The sequence below is a fragment of the Collinsella sp. AM12-1 genome (genome assembly GCF_003472325.1).
In the GTDB taxonomy this organism is placed as follows: Bacteria; Actinomycetota; Coriobacteriia; order Coriobacteriales; family Coriobacteriaceae; genus Collinsella.
Map to the genome: position 1 here is coordinate 89,263 of NZ_QRLS01000004.1, position 24,699 is coordinate 113,961.

At 60.5% G+C, this 24,699-nt stretch carries 25 protein-coding genes; 1 reads left to right on the forward strand and 24 read right to left on the reverse strand.

What is annotated here, in order from left to right; genetic code table 11:
• Window positions 1-38 precede the first annotated feature (38 nt).
• The 5 genes from lepB to rpsP are packed head-to-tail and all read right to left on the reverse strand — an operon-like array spanning window position 39 to window position 2,529.
• Entirely contained in the window at window positions 39-602 is a 564-nt protein-coding gene (gene lepB, locus DW136_RS03390) for a signal peptidase I (protein WP_118289055.1), read from the reverse strand.
• 2 nt (window positions 603-604) lie between these two features.
• Window positions 605-1,363 (reverse strand): tRNA (guanosine(37)-N1)-methyltransferase TrmD, encoded by a 759-nt coding sequence (gene trmD / locus DW136_RS03395; RefSeq protein WP_118289056.1) that lies wholly within the window; start codon window positions 1,361-1,363, stop codon window positions 605-607.
• Between the two features lie 10 nt (window positions 1,364-1,373).
• Window positions 1,374-1,865: a ribosome maturation factor RimM gene (gene rimM / locus DW136_RS03400; RefSeq protein ID WP_233546527.1), complete on the reverse strand. Its 492-nt coding sequence runs from the start codon at window positions 1,863-1,865 to the stop codon at window positions 1,374-1,376.
• Window positions 1,866-1,899: 34 nt separating this feature from the next.
• Window positions 1,900-2,145 (reverse strand): KH domain-containing protein, encoded by a 246-nt coding sequence (locus DW136_RS03405; protein WP_171021534.1) that lies wholly within the window; start codon window positions 2,143-2,145, stop codon window positions 1,900-1,902.
• A gap of 42 nt (window positions 2,146-2,187) precedes the next feature.
• Complete coding sequence (gene rpsP, locus DW136_RS03410; protein WP_022094749.1) at window positions 2,188-2,529, reverse strand: 30S ribosomal protein S16; 342 nt, start codon at window positions 2,527-2,529, stop codon at window positions 2,188-2,190.
• 201 nt (window positions 2,530-2,730) lie between these two features.
• Between rpsP and dinB the strand changes: the two genes are divergently transcribed.
• On the forward strand, window positions 2,731-3,984 hold the full coding sequence (gene dinB / locus DW136_RS03415) for a DNA polymerase IV (protein WP_199580146.1): 1,254 nt from the start codon (window positions 2,731-2,733) through the stop codon (window positions 3,982-3,984).
• Window positions 3,985-4,035: 51 nt separating this feature from the next.
• On the opposite strand, the gene DW136_RS03420 is transcribed toward dinB, so the two are convergent.
• From DW136_RS03420 to DW136_RS03510, 19 genes are all read right to left on the reverse strand, one after another.
• Complete coding sequence (locus DW136_RS03420; protein ID WP_118289059.1) at window positions 4,036-4,776, reverse strand: transposase; 741 nt, start codon at window positions 4,774-4,776, stop codon at window positions 4,036-4,038.
• 137 nt (window positions 4,777-4,913) lie between these two features.
• Window positions 4,914-5,354, reverse strand: a complete 441-nt coding sequence (rsfS, locus tag DW136_RS03425; protein ID WP_369831825.1) for a ribosome silencing factor — start codon at window positions 5,352-5,354, stop codon at window positions 4,914-4,916.
• Between the two features lie 58 nt (window positions 5,355-5,412).
• Window positions 5,413-5,946, reverse strand: coding sequence for a bis(5'-nucleosyl)-tetraphosphatase (symmetrical) YqeK (gene yqeK, locus DW136_RS03430; RefSeq protein WP_199580152.1), 534 nt, complete (start codon window positions 5,944-5,946; stop codon window positions 5,413-5,415).
• An 86-nt stretch (window positions 5,947-6,032) separates the two neighbouring features.
• On the reverse strand, window positions 6,033-6,710 hold the full coding sequence (nadD, locus tag DW136_RS03435; protein ID WP_118289062.1) for a nicotinate-nucleotide adenylyltransferase: 678 nt from the start codon (window positions 6,708-6,710) through the stop codon (window positions 6,033-6,035).
• A gap of 3 nt (window positions 6,711-6,713) precedes the next feature.
• Entirely contained in the window at window positions 6,714-8,180 is a 1,467-nt protein-coding gene (gene obgE, locus DW136_RS03440) for a GTPase ObgE (protein ID WP_199580148.1), read from the reverse strand.
• 84 nt (window positions 8,181-8,264) lie between these two features.
• Window positions 8,265-8,522: a 50S ribosomal protein L27 gene (gene rpmA, locus DW136_RS03445; RefSeq protein ID WP_089573443.1), complete on the reverse strand. Its 258-nt coding sequence runs from the start codon at window positions 8,520-8,522 to the stop codon at window positions 8,265-8,267.
• A 33-nt stretch (window positions 8,523-8,555) separates the two neighbouring features.
• Window positions 8,556-8,930: a 50S ribosomal protein L21 gene (gene rplU, locus DW136_RS03450; protein WP_035138585.1), complete on the reverse strand. Its 375-nt coding sequence runs from the start codon at window positions 8,928-8,930 to the stop codon at window positions 8,556-8,558.
• A gap of 67 nt (window positions 8,931-8,997) precedes the next feature.
• Window positions 8,998-9,810, reverse strand: a complete 813-nt coding sequence (locus tag DW136_RS03455; protein ID WP_118289064.1) for a TIGR03936 family radical SAM-associated protein — start codon at window positions 9,808-9,810, stop codon at window positions 8,998-9,000.
• Entirely contained in the window at window positions 9,807-11,684 is a 1,878-nt protein-coding gene (locus DW136_RS03460) for a TIGR03960 family B12-binding radical SAM protein (protein ID WP_055309861.1), read from the reverse strand. Before DW136_RS03460 ends, DW136_RS03455 begins: the two co-directional genes overlap by 4 nt.
• 10 nt (window positions 11,685-11,694) lie before the next feature.
• Window positions 11,695-12,624, reverse strand: coding sequence for a YcjF family protein (locus DW136_RS03465; RefSeq protein WP_118289065.1), 930 nt, complete (start codon window positions 12,622-12,624; stop codon window positions 11,695-11,697).
• Window positions 12,625-12,642: 18 nt separating this feature from the next.
• Window positions 12,643-13,869, reverse strand: coding sequence for an FtsW/RodA/SpoVE family cell cycle protein (locus DW136_RS03470; RefSeq protein ID WP_118289066.1), 1,227 nt, complete (start codon window positions 13,867-13,869; stop codon window positions 12,643-12,645).
• A gap of 9 nt (window positions 13,870-13,878) precedes the next feature.
• A complete protein-coding gene (gene mrdA, locus DW136_RS03475) occupies window positions 13,879-15,948 on the reverse strand; it encodes a penicillin-binding protein 2 (RefSeq protein ID WP_118289067.1) in 2,070 nt (689 codons plus the stop codon).
• A gap of 13 nt (window positions 15,949-15,961) precedes the next feature.
• The gene (locus DW136_RS03480) at window positions 15,962-16,528 is read right to left on the reverse strand and encodes a hypothetical protein (RefSeq protein ID WP_117735138.1); all 567 of its coding nucleotides are present in this window, start codon (window positions 16,526-16,528) and stop codon (window positions 15,962-15,964) included.
• 11 nt (window positions 16,529-16,539) lie between these two features.
• On the reverse strand, window positions 16,540-17,481 hold the full coding sequence (gene mreC, locus DW136_RS03485) for a rod shape-determining protein MreC (protein WP_118289068.1): 942 nt from the start codon (window positions 17,479-17,481) through the stop codon (window positions 16,540-16,542).
• Between the two features lie 78 nt (window positions 17,482-17,559).
• On the reverse strand, window positions 17,560-18,591 hold the full coding sequence (locus DW136_RS03490) for a rod shape-determining protein (protein ID WP_006236061.1): 1,032 nt from the start codon (window positions 18,589-18,591) through the stop codon (window positions 17,560-17,562).
• 127 nt (window positions 18,592-18,718) lie between these two features.
• Window positions 18,719-20,023: a tetratricopeptide repeat protein gene (locus DW136_RS03495; RefSeq protein WP_055309859.1), complete on the reverse strand. Its 1,305-nt coding sequence runs from the start codon at window positions 20,021-20,023 to the stop codon at window positions 18,719-18,721.
• A gap of 11 nt (window positions 20,024-20,034) precedes the next feature.
• Window positions 20,035-20,577, reverse strand: coding sequence for a peptidylprolyl isomerase (locus tag DW136_RS03500; RefSeq protein WP_118260059.1), 543 nt, complete (start codon window positions 20,575-20,577; stop codon window positions 20,035-20,037).
• A gap of 107 nt (window positions 20,578-20,684) precedes the next feature.
• A complete protein-coding gene (locus DW136_RS03505) occupies window positions 20,685-21,827 on the reverse strand; it encodes a zinc ribbon domain-containing protein (RefSeq protein ID WP_158571428.1) in 1,143 nt (380 codons plus the stop codon).
• Window positions 21,828-21,930: 103 nt separating this feature from the next.
• Window positions 21,931-24,654 carry an HAD-IC family P-type ATPase gene (locus tag DW136_RS03510; protein ID WP_118289070.1) on the reverse strand — a complete coding sequence of 908 codons (2,724 nt, stop codon included), beginning with the start codon at window positions 24,652-24,654 and terminating at the stop codon, window positions 21,931-21,933.
• Window positions 24,655-24,699: the final 45 nt, after the last annotated feature.

Genomic DNA, 24,699 nt, shown 5'->3' on the forward strand with positions numbered 1-24,699 from the left:
AAACGATTACACGGTTAGGTACTGTACTATAGCGGTTTTTAGTCGATAGCGCCGATGCGGTTGAGCGGCCAGTAGCGCACAAGCGCCACGGCGATCAAATCAGAACGATCAACGGGACCAAAGTAGCGCGAGTCGGCAGAGTTTTCGCGGTTGTCGCCCATCACCCACACGCACCCGTCGGGAACGGTGTAGGGATAGCTCACCTGAGCGCCAGGGGCCTGGACCGAAAGCGGCCAGCTCATGCCGGTCGTGTAGTCCTCGTCGAGCGCCTGGCCGTCAACGACCACGTGTCCGTCCTGCAGGTCGACCGTCTGGCCGGCCGTGGCAATAACGCGCTTGACGAGAACATCGTGCTCGGAGGTGCCATCGGGGTTGTGGAATACCACGATATCGCCTTGTTTGACGGGCTGCCCGAGCTCGAGGCTCACCTTTTGCGCCAGGATCTGATCGCCAATCTCGATCGTGGACTCCATGGAGCCGGTAGGCACCACAAAGGGTTCAACCACAAACGAGCGAATCAAAAAGGTGGCGACGAGCGCAATCGCGACGACCACGATCCACTCAAACGCACCCTTTAGCACGGAATGCTGCGATGGAACCATTCTCACTCCTCGCTTAGCGAATAAGAAGCGTCCAAAATCTCTTGCGCGTACGCGCGCTCCTCAGGCGTAAGCCGCGCCGTCTCGATCAGGTCGGGGCGCCAGCGGCAGGTGCGCTCGATGGCGTTCTTGCGACGCCAGGCATCGACCTTGGCATGGTCACCGCTCACGAGCACCGGCGGCACGCCCTCGCCGTTGAACTCGGCGGGACGGGTGTACTGCGCGTACTCGAGCAGGCCACCGTCCTCGGCGGTCGAGAACGACTCGTCGACGTTGCTCATCTCGTCACCAAGGGCGCCGGGAATCAGGCGCACGACAGCGTCGGCAACGACCATAGCGGGTAGCTCGCCACCCGTAAGCACATAGTCGCCGATCGACAGACGCTCGTCGGCATACGCATACGCGCGCTCGTCGACGCCCTCGTAACGGCTGCACACAAACAGCAGGCGCTCGCTTTTGAGCAGGCGCTCGGCCACATGCTGCGTAAAGGGCTCGCCGCACGGGGTGAAGAACACCACCGTCGGCTTGGGACCCTCCGCACTAATGGCCTCGATGGCCTCAGCAATAGGCTCGACCTTCATGAGCATGCCCTGCCCGCCGCCGTACGGCTCGTCATCGACGGTACGATGGCGGTCGTGCGTCCAGTCGCGCAGGTTATACGCCTTAAAATCAAAAAGGCCGGCCTTGCGGGCGCGGCCCAAAATCGACGTGGACATGACGGGCTCAAACATCTCGGGAAAGACCGAAAGGGTCTCGATCAGCATGTTGTCCTCCCTACTTGTCCATATCGATCAGGCCGTCCATAACGTGGACGGAAATTGTTCCCGTGTCGGGAAGATCGAGCACAACCTGCTCGATCACGGGAATCAGTACCTCGCCGTACCGATCATCCTCGACAACCCAAACATCGTTAGCGGGCGTCGACATGATCTCGACGATCGTGCCGAGCGAACCGAAGCGCTCGTCGACCACCTCGCGACCCAACAGGTCGGTATAGGCAGCGTCGAGCGAATCGAGCTCAAAGTCGTCACGATTTGCCAACACGTAGCATCCCATGATGCCCTCGGCGGCCGTCAAGTCGTCAATGCCCTCAAACGAGACCAGATCGCCATCGCCCGTATCGGTGACGGACACGACCGTGCAAAAGCGGTCGCGCTTGAGCGCCGGCGGCGTCAGGGCGACGCGCATACCCGGCTCTAATACAGAAGGAAGCCCCCGCAGCGGCTGCGCGAGGACCTCCCCCTTCCTTCCGTGCGGCTTGACCACACGGGCGATGTTTTTGTACTGGGACCTCAAGGTCCTAGCCCAGAACCTCTACCTCGACAGCAGTGTCGAGGCGAGCGGCCAGTGCACGGGCGAGCGTGCGAATGGCCTTGATGGTACGGCCACGACGGCCGATGACCTTAGCGACGTCATCCTCGGCGACCGAAACCTCAATCGTAGAGGCGTCGTCACCATCGATGACCTCGAGGCTCACGGAATCCGGGTCGTCGACGATCTGAACAACGAGATATTCGACGAGATCGGCGATGCGATCTGAGAGCATTGCCTCACCCTCGAGCTGTGCAGCGTCAACCTCAGGCACGATTTACTCCTCGGCGCCCTCAGCGGCCTCAGCGGCAGCCTTAGCGGCCTCGGCCTCTTTGGCGAGCTGCTTCTTGGACTTCTTAACGACGGTCTCGGTCTTCTCGCCCTCGTTGGCGGCCTTGACCAGAGCGGCGACGGCGTCGGTGAGCTGAGCGCCCTTGGACTGCCAGTCGGCGATCTTCTCGAGGTCGAGGTTGATGGTCTTGGGGGCGGTCATCGGGTTGTAGCGGCCAACCTCCTCGATGATACGACCGTCACGCGGGGCGCGGGAATCGGCGACGACGACACGGTAGTACGGACGCTTCTTAGCGCCGTGACGAGCAAGGCGAATCTTGACTGCCAAAGGAAACTCCTCCAACCAAGCAGCTTTAGGCTGCAACTACAAACAAACAGTTGAACATAATACGCCATCGACGCGGGCAGGTGAAGTCCGTGAGACCAACTTCTTCGGTGTAGTCGAGGGCAAATCCATATCTTAGACAAGAATTCGGGATTTGCAAGCACATACACGCACCCCACATGAGCTGCGCGGTATACTCATGACATGGAAAGACGCGAACATACATACGGTTATGAGGATGCCATGGGCGTCACACCGCCTCCCTGGACGGGCCCGGCGGTGGGTCTGATGGACCTTGATGCGTTTTTTGCGAGCGTTGAGATGCTCGATCATCCCGAGTGGCGCGGCAAGCCGCTCATTGTGGGCGGAGACGCCGAATCGCGGGGCGTTGTGTCCACCTGTTCTTACGAGGCACGTCGCTTTGGCGTGCACTCCGCCATGCCCTCGGCCGAGGCGCGGCGCCTGTGCCCGCAAGCCATTTGGACGCATGGGCATTTTGATCGCTATCGTGAGGTCAGCGCGCAGGTCATGGCGATTCTCGCCGACGAGACCCCGCGTGTTGAGCGCGTATCCATCGACGAAGCCTTTATCGATCTCACACCGGGCCGCTTTGCGCCCGAAGACCCGCTCCTGGTTGCGCGACGTATAAGCGACCGCGTGGCAGCGCTGGGAGTGACGTGCTCCATTGGCGTGGGCTGCAACAAGACGGTCGCAAAGATCGCAAGCGAGCGGGATAAGCCGTTTGGGCTGACCATCGTGCGCCCCGGAACCGAGCAGCGCTTTTTGGCCGCGCTGCCGGTATCTGCCATGAGCGGCATCGGGCGCTCGGCCGAGGAGCGACTGCGCCGCATGCGCATCTACACCCTCGGCGAGCTATCACGTGCACCGGAATCCACCTTGGCCTCTATTTTTGGCGTCAACGGCGAGCGCATGCGTCAGCGTGCGCTGGGACTCGAAATCTCTGAAGTCACGAGCCTCGATGAAGAGCGCGAGGTCAAGTCGGTCAGCAATGAACGCACCTTTGCTAAAGATTTGACTGAGCGTGGGGATATTGAGGCGGCGATTGCGCTGTTGGGAGAGTCAGTGGGACGCCGTCTGCGCCGTCGGGGACTAACAGGCGCCACGGTGACGCTCAAGCTTAAGTATTCGTATGGCAGCGGGCGTACGGCACAGCGCCGGCTGCCTCATCCGACCGACGATGAGAACATCTTCGTGGCGGTTGCACTCGAACTGCTCGACAACATCTGGCAAGAAGGCATGCACGTGCGTCTGGCAGGCATCGGAATGAGCGACTTCAACCACCAAGGCGGTATCCAAACCGACCTGTTCTGCGAAGTCGATAACCGCGGGGCCCAATCCAGCGACCGACGCGACCTCTCCGTCGCTATCGACGCCGTCCGAGACAAGTTCGGCGACACCGCCCTATCCTTCGGCCGCCAATCCCGCTTCACCGACTAGTGCGTCCGAAATGAGTATTCTAGGACGGGGATTTTATAATCATTTGGAGCTTCATTTCGCCCTTTGAATGATATTGGTCCCGATTCCCGTCAGACGCGCAATCTGCTCAATCGTAAATCCCCGATGCCTCAGCATTGCCAATAGACGATTACGCTCTGATTTCGGCAAAGTTCTAAGCTGATAAGGCTCAAGCGGAGCCAAAAGGGCCTGGGCAACTTCCAGCGCGTCCATGTCGGAAATGTGTTTACCCTCGGGCAGAAAGTAAGAATTAGGCTTACCGTCGGTACTCGCAAGATAAAACGCTTCCGTACCCCCAAATAGATCGAGGATGCCGTCACAATCGCAAATCTCGGGATGAGAGAAATACTCGTGGAAGCTGCTCCAACGATAAAGAGGAGCAGAAGAAATTCCAGCCTTTGCAGGGTTGTCATGGATATATCGAACGCAACGGAGCAGCTGCTCATCGTCAGAAATGATCACGCTCTTAAATCGTTCCTGGAACACCGGTCCGCGGCGGCCGGTTTTTTGATTGAAGTGTTTCGCATATGCCGTATCAATCGCATGCATGGAAACGCTCATCTGATTATCGGGGTCATCAAACAGCAGGTGAACATGATTGTCCATGAGGCACCAGGCGAGCAGGCGAATATGAGCGGGCGTAAACCGTCTATTCAATAGGTTAAGAAAATAGAGGCGATCGTCATCGTCTTCAAAGATCAGCTGGCCAGCACAACCCTTGAGCATAACGTGATAATGGCCAAGTTCGGACAACGCACGGGCAACGCGAGTCATCGAAGCCCTCCCTTCCGATGTTGTAGTAGTCACAGCATACAAAAGGAAGGAAAGAAAAAGGCCGAACCGCCCAACAAAAGTGAGCGGTTCGGCAAACGGTAGCAATGATTATTATATCCCCGTCCCAGAAAAATCATTTAGAGGAGGTTGAGGGGGAGCTGGGGGGCGTCACCCCAGAGCTTTTCTAGGCGGTAGAAGTCGCGGGCTTCGGGAGTGAAGACGTGGACGACAACCGAGCCGTAGTCCATGAGCATCCAGGTCTTCTGCTCGCGGCCCTCGATGGAGAACGGATGCTCGCCGCAAGCCTCGGCGACCTTCTCCTCGATCTCGTCGACGATCGAATCGACCTGGCGGTTGTTGGTACCGGTGGCAAGCACAAAGTAGTCGCACACGTCGGAAAGCTCGGTCAGGTCGAGCACCTGCACGTCCTCGCCCTTCTTGTCGTAGGCGGCCTGCGCGGCGGCGCGGGCGACATCCTCGGCGGCGACACCGCTCGCGGACAGCGAGGCGGCGGTGCGGTCGGACGTGGCAACGAAACTCTTGTGCTCCACACCTTCAAGAATCTGCTCGTCAGTCATGGTCTCGTCAGTCATGGTCTCGTCGGCCATGGAATACCTCTTTCTAGACACACCCGAGCTAGCGCAGCTGGGCGTAATGGTTGTAAATCGTAATAGCCGTGGGATAAAGATAGCGCCCGGACTGGATCACATAGACCAGACCCTGCGCAAAACAGGAGAAGAACAACTCGTCAAGCGTCGACTCCCCCACCATCTTGTGCAGCGCATGGGCATAGTCGCCGTGGCGGTTGGGCTCGATGGCATCTGCCACAAAGACCACCATATCGAGCGGCGTCATGTCGCAGGCACCCACGGTGTGACGGTCGACAGCCTGGAAAACAGCCGGCGACAGCTCGGGAAAAAGCTGCGGAAGCTCATAGGCGGCAACAGGGCCATGCAAAAGCGGCGTCGCGGCGGAAGGAGAGCCGGCAACCTTGATGCCATAGTGAAGCGCGCGGGCCACGAGCTCGTCATCGGAAAGAACCTTGTCCCAGTCGTGAATTAAGCCGGCGGCAGCCGCATCAAAGCGGTCAACGCCGTAGACCTCGGCCAGATGAAGTGCGGTCTCGGCAACACCCAGCGAATGCACATAGCGCTTGCGCTTATCTTTCATGCGAACATCGAGCAGCTCTTGAATGCGCTTGAGCAGCGCGCGCTCATCGCCCTCAAACTGATCCTCTACCGACAACGTAGCCCCCATCACTCAAAATCTTCTTGGCCCAAATCGGCATATAGCCTGCGCTTGCGAATGTAGCCGAGCACAGACTCGCTCGTAAGATAGCGCACGCTCATGCCGCGGGCAACTCGCTTACGAATGTTCGTCGAGCTGATCGCCAGCGCCGGAATCTGAATATAGCGCACATCGAACGGCAGCCCCGACTCTTTGATTCGGGCACGCGCCGTATCGATATCAAAACCCGGTCGCGTCGCCGCAATAAAGGTAGCAAGCTCAGCGATTCGCTCGGCATCATGCCAGGTCACAATATCGATAATCGCGTCGGCGCCCGTAATAAAGTAGAGCTTTACCTGCGGCGGGTAAAAGTCGCGAAGGGCATGAAGCGTATCGGCCGTATAGGTAACGCCCGGACGGTCAATCTCGAAGCGGCTCGCCAAAAAAGCCGGATTCGCAGCGGTGGCGAGGACCGTCATGGCATAACGGTCCTCGGCAGGCGTCACCGGCTTGTCAAGCTTAAAAGCAGGAGAGCCCGCCGGCATAAAGAGCACGGCATCCAAGTCGAGGGACTCACGCGCCTGCTCAGCGGTTACCAAGTGCCCGTAATGAATCGGGTCAAAGGTGCCGCCCATAATGCCAAGCCGAAACTCCTGCCCATCCTTGATAGGCAGCTCGGGCAAACCGATTCCACCGCGCAGCGACATGGCTTACTCGCCCTCCGGGGTCTCGGCATCGTCCGCGGCACCCGCCGCATCGACAACCTCGACGCCCTCATCCGCAGCATCGGTCATGTCAATGGTCTCAACGGCAACGTCCTCGCCAGCATCCTCGAGCTCCTCGTACTCCGAGAAGTCCTCGGCGCCCTCAAAGTCAAAGGCGCGCTGGCAAATGCGGACCTCGTCGCCCGCACGGCAACCGGCCTTCTCGAGCGCGTCGTCAACACCCATACGCGCAAACTTATGCTGCAGGTAAATGACGGCTTCCTCGTTTTCCCAGTCGGTCTGGATGACCATGCGCTCGATGGCGCGACCGACCACGCGGAAGGCATGGGGCTCTTCCTGAACAATACGGAAACGCTTCTCGCGCTGCAGGCGGCGACGCTCCCACTCATCGTCACGCAGATCGACCGGCTCATCGGAGACAGCCAACTCGGCGCGCAGCTTAGCCACCTGCTCGCCCACGGCAAGCATCAGCGTGTTGAGACCGGCGCCCGTCACGGCAGACACGGCAAAGAACATATGTCCATCGTCGAGCGCGGCGCGTTTGAGATCGGCAATCTTGTCAGCCGTGCCCGGCGCATCGCACTTGTTGGCGACAACGATCTGCGGACGCTCCGAAAGCTCGGCGCCATACTGCTCAAGCTCGCGGTTGATGATGTGGTAATCCTCAACCGGATCGCGATCCTCAAAACCGCCCGTCATGTCGACGACATGCATGATCAGAGCCGTACGCTCAATGTGGCGCAGGAACTGGTGCCCCAGACCCTTGCCCTCGCTCGCGCCCTCAATAAGACCGGGGACGTCGGCAACGACGTAAGAATATTCGCCGGCACGCACCATGCCCAGATTGGGCACGAGCGTGGTAAACGGGTAGTCGGCAATCTTGGGACGGGCGGCACTCATGCGCGCGATGAGCGAGGACTTTCCCACCGAGGGGAAGCCCACGAGCGCGGCATCGGCCATAAGCTTCATCTCGAGCTCAATCCAGTGCTCCTCTGCCGGTTCGCCCAGCTGAGCAAACGCGGGCGCGCGGCGCACCGACGTCACAAAGTGCGTGTTGCCCAAGCCGCCGGCGCCACCAGGGGCCACGACAACGCGCTCGCCGTCGTGCACCAGATCGGCAATCTCGAACATCGGGGTCTGCGTCTCGGGGTCGAGCTCGCGCACCACGGTACCCATAGGGACCTTGAGAATCAGGTCCTCGCCGCTCTTACCGTTACGACGGGCACCCTGCCCGTGCGTGCCGCGCTCGGCGCGGAAGTGATGCTTAAAGCGGTAATCGATCAGCGAAGACAGCTGAGCATCGGCCTGGATGACGACATTGCCGCCACGACCGCCGTCGCCGCCATCGGGGCCGCCCTTGGGGACAAAGGCCTCGCGCCTAAACGACATGCATCCGGCACCGCCGTCGCCGCCGCACACGTTAATGCGGCTGATATCGGTGAACTGTGACAACAGAATCGCCTCCTACAAAAAGAGGGAGACCCTTGAATCCTAAAACTCAAGTGCCTCCCACATATGTGCTCTATGAAGGGTGAATTACGCGTTCGCGAGCGGGCGTACGCTGACCCTGTGCTTGATACCCTTGTGGAACTCAACGGTACCGTCGACCAGCGCGAACAGCGTGTCGTCCTTGCCACGGCCAACGTTCTCACCCGGGTGGATGTGCGTGCCGTGCTGACGGACGAGAATCGTGCCCGTGGTTACCGTCTGGCCGGCGAAGCGCTTCGTGCCAAGGCGCTGACCGCGGGAGTCACGGCCATTACGGGAGGAACCGAGTCCTTTTTTGTGTGCCATTGTGTATACCTACTCTTTCGTTACGAGTGTAATCTACTCGGCGACGGGAGCCTCGGCAACAGCCTCGGCCTCTGCCTTGACAGCCTTCTTGGCGCGGGACGTAGCCTGGACCTTCACGATCTTCAGCTTGGTGAGCTGCTGACGGTGACCCTTCAGACGACGATAGCGCTTACGCTTGTGGAACTTGAAGACCAGCTGCTTCTCGCCCTTGAACTGCTCAACGATCTGAGCGGTAACCTTGGCCTTGGCCAGCTTGTCGGGATCGGTGACGATCTTCTTACCATCGTTGAGGAAGATGACCGGCAGGGTGACCTTGTCGCCCTCATTGCCCTCGATCTTCTCGACGGTGATGACATCGTCGGTGGCGACCTTGTACTGCTTGCCGCCCGTGTTAACGATTGCGTACATGTTTACTTGCCCTTCATGCATCAGTTAGTGCAACAGCCGAATATAGTAGCAGGCGATAATACCCCCGTCAACGAGTATGTGGAGCAAATCCACAAGTTCGCACAGGTATGGGGCTGACGAGTCGGCCCTCGTCGTCCTCGCATGCTTGATTCTGACGCTCGACATCGTAGGAGCAGATGGTCACGAGGTCTTGCATACCGGTGGAAACAATAGGTGCATCGACGCCCGGGGTCAAGCCCTGCAACAAAACATCAGCAGCGGAAAGCAAAATTTCCGGACGCATGGAGCCCTCGTTGTCGGCATGGGTGTCGAGCATGAGCACCAAATGATCCGGGCGCTCCCCCGCCGTGAGCTCATAGCCCACGAGCGTGTGATCCAAATCCAAGCGCTTGCTCTTTTTGCCACGCGCGTAGTCGATGCCATGGTCCGCGCGCAGCGTGTCGATCGCACGACGCACCTCATCGGCGCTTACGGGCGCCTCGGGATCCAAGTGCAGGTCGATGCGGTACGACAGGCGCGTGAGCTGCGCCGTCAACGCCGGCGTGCGCACGTCGATGTACGCCGCCTCGATGGGTGCCAGATCGGCCGGAGACGCCGCAGCCAGGCGCCCAAACGCCTCGTCGAGCGCCACGAACTCGGTCATAAACAGGTCACACCACTCGCAGGTCGACGACGTACCCACCGGTAGCGCCGAAGAGAAGCCCACGCGCATGTGTGGAGAGAAGCCCTGCGTGACGGCATAGGGAAGTCCCGCACGGCGCACGATGCGCTCTATGGTATGGATTACTTCGAGATGGCCCAGGTACTTAAGGCGATCGCGCTTGCCATAGCGAACACGAAGTCTAAAGAGCGTGGGGTTGTCGGTCAGGCGCTCACTCATGCGCGATCACCCATCAATACATTCTTGGCGTGAAGCGTGGGGCAGATTCCGCAGCCGGTGCACGACGTGCGGGTGCAGTCGGGAGTCGTGACGCCCTCGAGCGAGCGACGGTACTCGCGCTCGAGGAAGCCGCGCGTACAGCCGGGGCTCACGTGCTCCCACGGCAGGCGCCAGTCCAACTCGTAGGGCAGGTGCACAAGCTCATTGAGGTCGATGCCGTTTTTGGCGGCAGCTTCCTTCCAGTTATCGAGCGAGAAATGCTCTACCCAGGCGTCAAAGCGAGAGCCCGAGCGCCAAGCATCGATGATGACGGGCGTCATGTCACGACCGGCGCGGGACAGCGCGGCCTCGATGAGCGAGGTCTCGGCATCGTGGTAATGCACGCGGACGGCACGGTTGCGAACGCTCGTGATAAGCAGCTTCTGGCGACGCTTGACGTCGTCGTAGTCGAGCTGCGGGCACCACTGGAACGGCGTGGCAGCCTTGGGGATAAAGACCGAAACCGAGATGGACACCGAGATCGAGCCGCGACGAGCCTTGGGCACCACGGAACGACCGAGCTCCAGCACGTGATCGGCCAGATTGGCGATGGCCACGATATCCTCGTCGCGCTCGCCGGGAAGGCCCATCATAAAGTAGAGCTTCATGCGGTTCCAGCCGGCCTCGAAGGCCGCCTTGGCGGCACGGTCCAGGTCCTCCTCGGTCACGTTCTTGTTAATGATGTCGCGCATGCGCTGGCTGCCAGCCTCGGGCGCGAACGTCAGGCCGCCCTTCTTTTCGCCGGCGACCGACTCGGCCATATCCACGCCAAACGAATCCAGGCGCTGCGACGGAATAGACACGCGAATACCCGTATCCTCCAGGCGACGGTTGAGCCTGCCGAGCACGTCGCGAATGCAGGAGTGGTCGGTCGTGGAGAGCGAGGTCAGCGACACCTCGTCATAGCCGGTCTTTTCCAGACCCTGAATCACCGACGAGACGATCTGGTCGGCCGAGCGCTCGCGCACCGGGCGATACGTCATGCCGGCCTGGCAAAAACGACAGCCGCGGGCGCAGCCGCGCAGGATCTCGATAGACAGGCGGTCGTGGACCAGCTGCGCATAGGGTACGCACGACTGCGACAGCGGATTCGTGGCGCCGAAATCCTCGACGACGCGCTTGTAGACCACAGTCGGCGCATCCTTACCCTCACGCGGCACGGTGTAGCCATGCGGCGAACAGGGCTCGTCGTGACGAACCTCATAGAGCGACGGCACGTAGTTGCCGGCAATGGATGCAAGCTGCTCAACAATCTGTGCGCGCGGGACTCCTTCGTCGCGCAGGCGACGATGCAGCTGGCAGGTCTCGAGCAGCGACTCCTCGCCCTCGCCGATGAGGATGGCATCGAAGAAGGCCGCGTACGGCTCGGGGTTGTACACCGAGGGGCCGCCGGCGATGATAATTGGGTCGTCTTCACCTCGGTCGGCCGCTAACAGCGGAATGCCAGCGAGGTCGAGAGCCTCGAGGAAGTTCGTCACCGCCATCTCGTGCGGCACATGTAGGCCAACGATATCAAACGAAGCGACCGGCGCTGCGCCCTCGAGCGACAGCAGCGGAATGCCCGCCTCGCGCATGGCGTCACCCATATCGGGCCACGGCACATAGCCGCGCTCGCAGGAGATGCCCTCGGCCTGGTTAAGGATGTTGTAGAGGATGGCGATGCCCTGGTTAGGCAGACCGACCTCGTACACATCCGGGTAGATCAAGCAGCAACGGTAGTCGGCATCGGCCTTGGAAAGCGTGCCCCACTCGTGATCGATATAGCGGCTCGGTTTCTCGACCTTGGCGAGCAGCGGCTCAATTAAATGAAAACAATCTTGGTATGCAACGCGCAACGGAAAACCCCTAAGCTGCGAGATCGGATGCGTCCTGGTAGGACGCCATAGGACGGGTAGCGCCCGCGACCGTGGTCACCAGATCGCGAACGCGGGAGAACGTAGCAGTGACTACCTCGTTGGCACGGCCGTAGTCGACATCGCGCTCGTAGAGCGAAACGAGCGCACGGCCCATGCCGTAGGTGCCCGCGGCAGCAGTGAGCGCCTTGACGGCAAACCCAATATGTGGCGTCTGCTTGACGAGCGCGCGGGTGACCGCGCGGATCACAAGACCGCCGGCAAGCACGCCCGCGACCTCGTAGCCGCGCTCAGGCTTAATGCCGCGTCCAAAGACGGCAGCGAGCTCAAAGAGCATGCCCACCTGCGCCAGCGCCATAACGGGATAATCGGCGCCCGGCAAAAACACCAGCGCACCGGTCGCCATATTGGTGAGCGCGCACGAGGTGATGATACGATTGGCGGCCGCGATGCGCATGAAGGCAAAGTTCGCCGCAAAAGCCGTTTCCTTGTCGGTGCGATCGAGAATCCAGCGGGCAAGCGTCTCGAGCAGATACGTCTTATCGGTTGCCGCTACCACGCCGAGCATGGGCGTGGACTCCTCGATAAACGGCACCTCAACAGCGGACTCGGCAAGCACGCACACGGGCGCGCCGGCGATCACGAGCTCCTGCACGGCACTCTCCAAGCGGTCGGAACCACACGAGAGCACCAGCACCACATCGGTATCGGTCTTTGGAGCAATTCGCTCCTCCCCCAGACGCTCGACGCGCACAATACCCGAGGTCGTCTGCGGCACAAAGGCGTCACGCACCGTCTCGGCCAGAAAGCGCGAGGCGGACGAATCCAGATAGACCGAGACGCGCACCGGCGTATCGGAATCCTTCTTAACGGACGCGCCCATCTTAAAAGCGCGGGTCAGCTTATCTACGGGAATTTTCATAGCAAACCCCTCCAGCGGTTACGCGGCGCCCGAACGATGCCGCCATATGGATTGTACGATACCCACCGTCAGCAGCTGAATCATCATCGAAGACGAACCGAAGCTAATAAACGGTAGCGGAATACCGGTAATCGGCATCATGCCGATGCACATGCCGATGTTTTCGAAGGTCTGGAACGCCCACATGCCGACGATACCTACGCATGATAAGCGTAGGAACAGAGACTCGCACTTAAAGGCGACGCGAATCGTCGAAAAGATCAGCAGCACGTAGAGGCACAGGAGCAAAAAGGAACCGCAAAAGCCAAAGGTCTCGGACAGGAAGGCGAAGACGAAGTCGGTGTGGAACTCAGGCAGAAAGCCGCCGGCCGACTGCGTCGCATGCCCCAGGCCCTTACCAAAGAAACCGCCCGAGCCGACCGCGATCAACGACTGCTGCAGATTGTACGCATCGTCCGAATCGGCATTATCGGGGTCGATAAAGACCGTCAGGCGGTTCATCTGATACTGCTTGATGAGCACATCGTGGCCGAGCAGCGAATCAAAGACCGAATCGAGCGCCAGGACGAGGGCCACCAGGCCCACGAGCAGGGCTAGGGTCGACAGCACCCACTCGCGGCGTGCACCGCTCATACAAATGACGATGGCGCCCGAAACCAGCACGACCAGGCCCGAGCCCAGGTCGCCCATGGCAACGACGGCCAAAAACGGAATGGACAGCATGCCGCAGAGCTTGACGTAGTCGCGAGCGGTATCGATGCGACCGTTATACTGCGAGCCAAGCGTAGCAATAAAGAAGATGGTGATGAGCTTGGCAAGCTCAACCGGCTGGAATGTCAAGCCGATACCGGGAATCTTGATCCAGCCCGTCATGCCCAGACCGCCCGTATAGGACAGACCCGGAATCTTGGGCGAGAGGATCACGATCAGGTCGATGACGAGCAACGCCGTCGAGAAATTGGAAATACCGCGCAGGTCGGTACGCCAGACCAGCACCGCCAGCACCGCACCGATGCCAATTCCCAGCAGATGGCGTGAGAACGAGGCATCGGCCTTAAACTGCGAAGCCGACCAGATAATGATGGCACCGTAGGCGACGAGCGCCACAGTAGCCACGAGCACGCCGATATGCACCTTTTGGCGAAACGTGCCGCGCGAGGCCGAAAGTTGCTTGTTGACGCGGTCCAGGCTGCTGCGAGAGCCGGTCTTGGTTGAACGGAACAGATCCGCCGGAGAAAAATCCATCGCAACCTCCTATCGAACCGAAGAATCGCCCGAGGCCGAAGAGGTATCGGGCTCGTCATAAATCACGCCGAGCACGTCGCGCACGACATGCATCGCGGTATCCGAGCCACCGCCGCCCTGCTCCAGGACAGTAGCGATGACATACTTGGGATCATCGGCCGGTGCATAGGCGCAGAACCACGCGTATTCGTCCTCGCCGCTTTTCTCGCCCGTGCCCGACTTGCCGTATACCTGCGGCGTCAGGGTGCCAAAGTGAGCCGCCAGGGACGTCGATGCCGTGTAAATCACGTCGTGCATGCCGTTGCGAACAAGAGCCAAATCCGAATCGCTGTTGATCTTGGCCTCTAGGCGCTTCTTCTTGCCCTTTCCGTTGTACTTATAGGCATCGCCGTCGCCATCGCGCGACACGGCAGACAAAAACACGTGAGGAACGTACTGTTTGCCGCCGTTGGCAAGACCCATATAGGCGCACGCCATCTGCAGGGGCGTCACCAGGATGTCGCCCTGGCCGATGGCAATGTTGGTCATATCGCCGGCATTCCACTTGCGGTCCTCAGCAGAGGCGTCGGTGAAGTACGACTCTTTCCACTCGGCATCGGGAATACGGCCCGCGCCCTCACTCGGCAGATCGATACCGCAGGTCTTGCCTAGGCCCCAGCGACGAAAGACCTCCTGCAGGCCCTCGGGATGATGGTCGTTGTAGAAAAACGCCTTGCCCATGTCGTAAAAAACGGGGTCGCACGAGTTGGCGATGCCCGATTGCAGCGTCATGGTGCCGTGGCCGGAATGCAGCCAGCAGTACTTACCCCACGACTTGCCTAGGCCCGTCCAATAGCCCGTGCAGTTCGTGGTCTGGCCGGAGGTATAAGTTCCAAATTCAAGGCCTGCCAGCGCCGAGAGCGGCTTGATGGTCGAAGCCGACATGTACTGTCCGCTAATGGCGCGGTTGAGCAGCGGGTGCGAACCCTTGTCATCATTAAGCTCAGTCCACACGTCATTTGAGACGCCGCCGATAAAGACGGACGGATCGAACTTGGGCTCGCTCGCCATGCCCAGGATCTCGCCATTGTTGGGATCGAGGCACACCACGGCACCGTTGCCGGCGTTACTGTGGCCCGTGGTCTTGGCAAGCTCGATAGCACTCGACAGCGCCGTCTCACAGGCCTGTTGGATTTTAAGGTCGAGCGTGAGTTTAATGTCGGAGCCGGCCTTCGCGGGCACGGCGCCGGCCTGACCGGTCACATTGCCCGAGGCATCGACCTTGACGGTCTGCTCGCCACGAATACCCTGCAGCAGGTTTTCGTAGTAGCTCTCAACGCCCGCTTGGCCCACGATATCGCCCGACTGGTACGTAATCCGGCCAGCAGAAGCATCATCATCGCCAGAGGTTTTCTTATTCTGGGCCTCGAGCTGCTCGGAGGTAATGGTGCCGGTATAGCCCAAGATATGGCATGCCGTCTCGCCATATGGATACTGGCGCTCAGTACGCTCGGCAATCTTGACGCCCGGGAACTCGCCGGCGTGCTCTTGAATATAGGCAACCGTGGAGCGACGGACGTCCGTCGCGATGGTATGCAGGCTCTGGGCGCCCTCAGAATTGTCCTGGATATTGCGCAGAACCGCCACGTAGGGCATACCGAGCACGTTGGCAAGATGGCGAACCAGAACCTCATCCTCGGCAAGATCGCGGTAGGCCACGACAGCAAGTGAGGGACGGTTCTGGACAAGCGCCACGCCATTGCGGTCGAGGATGCGGCCGCGCACAGCGGGTGTGGTAACGGTGCGAGTCTGATTGCTATTAGCCTGCTTCTCGTAATAGTCCGACGAGACCATCTGCATGCCCCACAGCTTGACGGCAAGCGCCGCAAACATCGCGCCCACACCCGCGGTGAGGATGGAAAAGCGGCCCTTAAAGGCGGTCGCCGCGGTATTGCCCTCGCCCTCGGTGGCGCGTGGGGCCGTTCCATGCTGCGTATCGTAGGTAAAACGGGAATCGCCCCGACGCATGATGACCAGCGCGACCACGATGGCCACGACCAGCACGATACCGGCGATAATAACCGTCATCTGGGAAGACATCTACGGGCCTCCCCTATTTGAGCTTGCGGGTCTTGGGCTTAAAGCGCATACCCGTCTGGCGTCCGCCACGTGCGGAGAATCCATAGCCGGACTGCGGCACGACGCCGGACATCAAAAATGGAATGGCAACCAGACCCGTCAGGATCGAAGACGGCAGCGCATGGCCGAAAATCGCCACGACAAAGCTCGTCTCCAAACCCATAAACAGCAAGATGATGCTGTAAATCACATTAATGACGAGCGCGAAGGTGCCCACCGTGATGCCGCGCGCACTCGGGGTACCGCCCGTCTGACCGGCGGCGCTGTGCACCAGGGCAAAAGAACCCACGGTCAGTAGGAGCGACATAACGCCCACCGGCACGGCAGCGGACAGGTCATAGAACAAGCCGCTGCAAAAACCGCACGCGACGGCACGGGTCGGGTCGCCCGAGAACACACTCAGGCACACAAGAATAATCATAAAGTTGACGCGACCGCCCGCAATGGAGATCTGCGGTGCGAGGCCTGCCTGCAGCAGCACGCACACGATGGCGGCGATCACAAACGTGCGGGAGCTCATCCCCTGCTCGTGTAGATCCATGGACATGCCCCCTATTCGCTCGAGCCGGAATCGGTCGTCTCGGACGTGTCGGAACTGTCATCCGAGCTCTCGTCCTTCGTCTTGGTCGCAGCATCGCGCGACGTTCCCTGCGGCGTGCTGTTGGCCGTGCTCACATCTTCATCCGAGGCCGACTGTTCGTCGGTCAGCGAGGTAATGACCAGCACTTCCTCATTGTTCTCGGCCGTGGTCTGAGCGCGCACCACAATGGTGTAGTAAACGTCGTTTGCCGATTTCTCAACCGAAGAGACGGTGCCGAGCGGAAGGCCCTTGGGGAACACGCCACCGATGCCAGAAGTAACGATGATGTCGCCAACTTTAACGTCGGAGTCGACGCTCACGTACTCAAGACGCAGCGTGCCGTCAGCCTGACCCTGCAGCATGCCCTGGGTGCGCGTGTCCTGCACCATGGCGGACACGCCCGAGTTCTCGTCGCCAATCAGGCGCACGGTGGACGTCTTGGCCGAGACTTCGATGATCTGTCCGATAACACCGGCCGAACTCGTCACAGGCATGTTGATGGAAAGCCCATCGGCAGAACCCTTGTCGATGGTTACGGTCGAAGTCCAGGCATCGCCCGAGGCGCCGACAATACGAGCTGCGGTCGATTTGAGGTTGTAGGTCGACTGCAGGCCGACCAGCCCCTCCAGACGCTCAGCGGTCTTTTGAGCCTCGGAGAGCTCAGCAACCTTAGAGGTCAGTTCCTCGTTTTGCTTCTTAAGCTCGTCAAGCGTGTCCTGCGACGCCGTAAGGTTAGAGAACACGTTGCCGATCGCATTGAAGGGAGCCGCCACAGCCGAGCCCACGAAGCGCACCGGCGAGGTAATCGTCGTCACGCCCGAACGCACGGCATGAATCGGCCCGGCCTCGCCCTCACGAATATAAAACGTGAGCAACAACACCGAAATCAGGCTGAAAACAATCAACGGGCGCATACCCGTTGATTGTCGCTTGGTATTCAGATTTGTGGAGAAACCCGAAGATCGTGCCAAATGGAATCCACCTTTTGGAAATTAAGCATTGGTCTGGACGAAGCCGCCATCAAACGCATTGGCCTCGAGCACGCGGGCACAGCCGTTAACGACGTTATCGAGCGCCGTGGGGCTAACGTTGACCGAAACGCCGGTCTCATCGCGCAGGCGCACGTCGAGACCGCGCAGCAGCGCGCCGCCACCGGTCAGCAAAATGCCGTAGTACATAAGGTCCGAGGCAAGATCGGGAGGCGTGGCGTCGAGTGCGTCCTTGACGGCCTTGGCCATCTCGTCGAGCGGCTTGTTGAGCGCGCGACGAATCTCCTCGCTCTCGATGCGCACGGTCTTGGGCAGACCGGTGATCACGTCGCGGCCGTTGACCTCGACGTCGAGCTCGTCCTTGAGCGGCACGGCGGAGCCGACCTTGATCTTGATGTCCTCTGCCGTACGCTCGCCGATGGCCAGGTTGTAGGCATCGCGAACGTGCGTGAGGATGGCCTGGTCGAACTCGTCGCCGGCAATACGGATGGACTGCGAGACGACGATGCCGCCCATAGCGATAACGGCAACCTCGGTGGTACCACCACCGATGTCGATGACCATGGAGCCGGTGGGCTCCTCGACGGGCAGGTCGGCGCCGATGGCGGCAGCCATAGGCTCTTCGATCAGATAGGCCTGGCGGGCACCGGCCTGGATCGTGGCCTCAAAAACGGCGCGCTTCTCAACCGACGTGACACCGGAGGGAACGCAGACGACAACACGCGGACGCGGAGTCCACGGATAGCGCTTCTCGGACGCCTTGTCGATAAAGTAGCGAAGCATGGCCTCGGTAACGTCGAAGTCGGCGATGACGCCGTCCTTCAGGGGACGAACGGCCACGATGTTGCCGGGCGTACGGCCGAGCATGCGCTTTGCCTCGATACCGACCGCCAAGATGCGCTCGTCATTCTTGTCGATGGCGACAACAGAGGGCTCGCGAATAACGATGCCCTTGCCGCGCACTGAGACAAGCGTATTGGCGGTGCCGAGGTCGATGGCAAGATCGCCCGCATAGCTACCAAAGAACATATCCATCAAAGAAAACAACGCAACTCCTGATGTGTTGGATGATTGCTGGAAAACTACTAGCTCATCATACTAGCGCAAGCCCGGCACCTCACTTGCGGTGAAGCGCCGGGCAAAGCTAAATCCCATAAGGTCACTACTGGTTGTCAGCAGCCGAGAAATCCATATCGAGCGAGGAAACGGCCCAGCCGATATGGTTGTCGGAGCGCACGAATTTGACGGTGTACTCCTGCTCGCCGCCCTTGGACAGCGATGCCTTCACCTTAGCGGTCGTCTCGGTCATGGACTGATCCATGCCCTCGACGGACACGGTGGCACCCTGCGGAATCGAGGAGATGATCATCGACTTGGCGTCCTCGGACAGGCTCGAGGCCAGGCAAGACTCGGCCTTTGCGGTGTCACCGTCGCCGGCAGCCTGGAACAGATCGGTAACGACAGACTCCTGAGACGGGAAGCCAAAGCCGCGCGTGTAGGCAAAGCCCAGACCGCCCGCGGCGATCAAAATGAGCAGAAGCAGCACGATGAAGACTTTGAGACCCGTGTGGCGATGGCGACGACGGACCTTGGCCTGCTTACGATCCTGACGGTCCTGCTGGACCATCTCGGACTCGGACAGCGTAAAGAAGCCGGTGTCCGAGGGATCGGGCATAAACTGACCGGTCGCGCCCGTAGGATCGAGCGGATCGACGGCAGGAGCGTCCATCGCGGGCGCCGGAGCCGTGGCCATAGCCGTTTGGGCAGACAGCGCGGCAAGCGAATCGTGCACGCGGGCAAGCTCGTCGGCCTGCTCGGAGGTGAGCTGGTAGATGCCATCGGCAGTAGCGGCGTTAAAGGCGTCGAGCGCGTCGGAGGGACGGCCGGCGGCAGAAAGCGCCTGACCCATGCCGGCGTTGAGCGCACGCGTGTCGTCGCGGGGGCCGGCAAAGTCGATAGCCGTGCGGTAGGTCTCCACGGCATCCGCCGGACGGCCGAGCTTAATGAAGCAGCGACCGAGCTCGCCGAGTGCGGCGGCAGGAGCCGGATTGGCGCCGTCGATGGCAGCCTGACGGAAGGCGGTTCCCGCGTTGGCATAGTCGCCCGACTGGAACAGCGCGTTACCCAGGCCCAGATAGGCCTTAAACGGCGTGGCATAGGAAGCATCCTGCGTAGCAGCAGAGAACGCCTGGGCGGCCGTCGTGTAGTCGCCCACGGCGGCGAGCGCCTTGCCGCGGTTGGTGAGCAGCGCGCCGCGCTTGCCGTAGGTGCCGTCGTTGAGGGCGGCGGCATAGGCCTCGGCGGCCTCGGCATACATGCCCAGGTGCATCAAGGCGTTGCCACGAAGGTGATCGGCCTCGCCCATAATCTCATCGGGAGTCTTTGCCGCCCCAAGCATCTGGGCTGCAGCGGAAAAATCACCCGCGCGGTAAGCGGCGCGGCCCTGTTGGATCAGCTGGCTATTCAAGGAAGTCCCCTTTACTCGTGAACGATCTCGATATGGACGATCTCGTCGCCGGCACGCAGCTGCGAAATCACATCGAGACCCTCGACCGTGGTTCCAAAGACGGTGTAACCGGAATCGAGGTTATGCTGGGCACCCAGGCAGAAGTAGAACTGCGAACCCGCGGAATCGGGGTCCATGGAGCGTGCCATGGCAAGGGCGCCATCGACATGGCTATTGCGCGGATTAGTGGCAAACTCGCCCTTGATGCAGTAGCCGGGGCCACCGGTACCGGGCATGCCGTCGGGGCCCTCAAGACCGGCAGCGACGTCGGCGCCGGACATGTCGCGGGTATTGGGGTCGCCGCCCTGGATGACAAAACCGGGCACATAGCGATGGAACTTAAGGCCATCATAGAAGCCCATCGTTGAAAGCTCGCAGAAGTTCGCGACATGAATGGGAGCGCCCTCGCCGTCAAACTTGACCTTGATGGTACCCTTCGACGTCTCGATTACGGCGCACTCGTCGCCGGCAAGCTGATACTCGGGCGTGTAGAGCTCTTTCTTAAAACCAAACATGTGGTTCCTTCCTCGTGCGTTTAAAGCATATTTGTACGAATTGTAGCAATAAGCACGGGCTTACATCAATTGCGCACGTAGGTTATGCCGACTATGGCGAACTAATTTTAGGAATGCTGCTGCGGCTTCCAGGAGCCCACGTTGGCATCGTACTGGTTCAGCGCGCTGTTGCCGCCCTGTGCGATGGGCGCCAGGATCTCGCTTTGGTGAGAACTCATCGACTCACCATCGGGAATGGCCAGCGAGATATCCCAGCTCTGGCAGATCACGTCAACGCGCTCATACATCCACTCGGCAAGCTGCTTTAGGTGGGCGATGTCGTCCGCATAGACCGTATCGTCCTGTACTTTCAGGTTGTTGAGCTCATCTTGCGTCTTTTTGATCTGGTCGCGCAGGGCGTAGGCACTCTGCGACAGCTCCTGACGGGTGGACAGCGGCGTTCGGAGATAGCCGTTGTTGAAGGAGTCGATGACCTCGCCGATCTGATCCTCGTCACCGTAGGATACGATGGTCTGATACAGACCATCGAGCCTGGTATAGAGCTGATCATCGGTCAGCACGGTTTCTTCCTGGACCACCTCGGCAGAATCGTCCTGCTTGGTATCGTCCTCAGTCGCCTCGCCCTTTTGGCGCGTAGGGAAGGTCGTCTGCGCGGCCTGGCCAAACTGGTCATAGAATCCGGGCATAACACCCATGGGATCGGCCGTCACGAACCAATAGGCACCACCGCACACGACGGCAAGGATCGCGATGACGATGAGCGGCTTGGGAATATGACGCTTGTGCTTGTGATAAGCGTCCTCGTCGGGATGCACCTTACGCTTGGGTTTTTGAGGATCGTCGTGCAGGGAAACCGGCGTGGGAATAACGACCTTGGGGATACCGAAATCCTTATCGAAAGCCGGCAGCACGCAGGTCTCATTGGGGTCGGCGGCGTCCGAAAGAACCGCAGCGGCAGAGGTCGGCGCATGCGGCACCTCGGTATCGATCTGCTCTTGCGTTAGGCGCGGAAAGCCCGCCGTGCGGCCCGCAGCCAAATCGGATGCGGCCGCGTCCTCGGAGAGGATACCCGGAGCGGGGCGTCCGCATTTGGGGCACGTACGATCATGCGGAGAAAGACGGGCACCGCAGCCCTCGCAGAACACGAACTCGGTATGCTCGGGGCCATCGCCCGGACCAACGTATGCGTTGCAATAGGGGCAGAACGAGGCGCCGTCCTCGATGGTCTTTAGGCAATGCGGGCAGATCACGGCATCCTCTTTCCGAAGCAATTCAAACAATTGAGGTTAGAGCATAACATCGACACGGCCCCACAGGAGCAAGGCACCAATTCAACATCGGCAGGGCGCGTAGCTACTTCTTCTTCTTGCTTGGCATCGAGACTTTGATGCCTTGGGCGGACTTGGTTACGCGGGAGCGCTTGGCGCCCGTGGGCTTCTTTTTCTTGGGCTGGGCCTGAGCCACGCCCTCGAGCGCGCGGGCCTCGGCCTCACGAACGGTGCGAGCTTCGCGGCGCTGCGCCATGTCGGCGGCGACGCGCTTGGCAAAACGCTCGGCCGTCGAACCCGTCGAGCTCACCTTGCCGCCACCGCGACCCAGGCGGACGCGAACACCGCGGCCAAAACCAGTTGCGGCATGACGACGACGCGGCTTGAACGAATCCATCATCGTGGCGAGCTTAAAGAACACCGAGCAGGTAAAGACCACGATGACAGCCAAGATAACCATCTGGCCCATCGACAGGTTGGCAATAGACAGCAGCTCCGGGAATCCGATAACGCCCACCAAGATGCCGGCGACTACAAACACAAAGAGCACCACACGTAAGGGCGTGAGAGGCTGCGAGATGCGCCAGATCAGGCTGACGCTCGCCGCGCACGATGTAAGCAGGCACATCGTAGACAGCGTGAGCTGGTTAAAGCCAAACACGCGCGCCACAAAGATATCGAGCGCCGCAGCCAAAATGACCGCAATCGACGCCGGCAGTGCCCGCTTGAGCACGTTCGTCAAAAACGACCCCTTCACGCGAGCATTGTTGGGCTCCAGGCCCAACACAAAGCCCGGCGCGCCGATGCAGAAGAAGTTGATGAGCGTCATCTGGATGGGCTCGAAGGGGTACGGCGGCAACGCGATGCACAGCGCCGCCAGGCCCATCGAGAACAGCGTCTTGGTCAGGAACAGCGAGGCCGAACGCTGCAGGTTGTTGATGGAACGACGGCCCTCGGCCACCACGGCGGGCATCGAGGCAAAGTCGTTGTCGACGAGTACGATCTCGGCCACGTTGCGCGCGGCATCGGAACCGGCCGCCATAGCGACGGAGCAGTCGGCCTCCTTGAGCGCCAGCACGTCGTTGACGCCGTCGCCCGTCATGGCCACGGTGTGCTCGCGGCGCTTGAGCGCCTGCACGAGCTCGCGCTTCTGCTGCGGGGTCACACGACCAAAGACATGGTAGCGGTCCACTGCGGCATCGAGCTTTGCCGGCGTATCGAGCGTCGTGGCGTCCACATAAGCGTCCGCTCCCGGCACGCCCACCACGCGCGCGATCGACGACACCGTACGCGGGTCGTCGCCACTGATCACGTTGAGGGTCACGCCCTGCTCGTTAAAGTAGCCGATGGTCTCGGCCGCCGAGGTACGAATCTCGTCGCGGATGGTCACAAAGCCCACGGGCTCGGCCTCGCCCACCATATCGCCATCGGGCGTAAAGCCGTCCACGCGCGCCACCACGAGCACGCGGCAGGTATCGGCAAGCTCGGCGACACGGTTCTCGACCTGCGAAAACACACGCTCCGAAAGCACAAACTGCGCGGCGCCCATCACATAGGAGCCCTGCGCAAAAGAAGCGCCACTCCATTTTTTAGACGACGAGAACGGAATGACCGACAGCGGCTCAGACACCTCGACCGGGCGATCAGCGTAATAGTTGAGCAGCGCCTGGCAGGTCTCGTTGGCATCGGCCGAAGTCGCACGTGCCACGTTAGCCAGCGCAAAATCGAGCACTGTGGTATCGACGGGAACAGCCGCCTCCTCCGAGTCCACGCCAAAGCCAACACCCTCAACAGGCAGCGGGTAGGTGCCCTCGACCTCCATGCGGCCCGACGTGATGGTGCCCGTCTTGTCCAGGCACAGCACGTCGACGCGAGCGAGCGTCTCGATGCAGTAGAGCTGCTGCGCCAGCACCTTGCGGCGGGCCAGGCGCACCGTGGCGATGGCGAGCACCGACGAGGTCAGAAGCACCAGGCCTTGCGGGATCATGCCCAGCAAGGCGCCCACCGTGGACAGCAGCGCCGACGAAGGCACATGGCCAGCCAACAGCTCGGAGAAGCACCACGAAAGCGCGCTATCGCCCGGGGTTGCCGCGGCATCCCACAGCTCGCTCACACTCGAGGCAAACAACGCCAAACCGAGCGGGATCATGATGATGCTCGCAAAGCGCACGATGGCGTTCAGCGCGTTCATGATCTCGGAATTGACCTTTTTGACGTACTTGGCCTCGTTATTAAAACTGGCCACGTAGTTGTCGGCGCCGACATGAATCACGCGGGCGCGCAGCAGGCCCGAGTCGATAAAGCTGCCGCTCATGAGCTCGGAACCGGGCTGTTTCTTAATAAGGTCGCTCTCGCCCGTCAGCAGGCTCTCGTTCACGAGTGCCTCGCCCGAAACCACCACGGCGTCGGCGGGAATCTGATCACCGCGCCCCAGGCGGATGATGTCGTCGAGCACGATCTGGTCCAAGTCGAGCTCCACCTCGGCGCCGTCGCGCACCGCGATGGCCTTCTTGGATGTCAACAGCGTGAGCTTATCGACCATCTTCTTGGAACGCATGGATTGAATGACGCCAATAGCGGTATTGAGGAACACCACGAACAGGAACGTCAGATTCTTAAACGAACCGGTCAGCAACACCAAGATCGCCAAGATCACGTTGATCAAATTGAACAGCGTGCAGAGGTTCTCGATGATGAGCTCTTTGACCGACTTGGTCTTGAGCTCCATGTTGCGGTTGATCTTACCGGCGGCGATGCGCTCCTCGACCTCGGCGGTCGAGAGTCCGCGCTCGATATCCGTTGCTGCCATACCACGTCCCATCACGTCGCGTCGGTATAAGAAAAACCGCCCGGA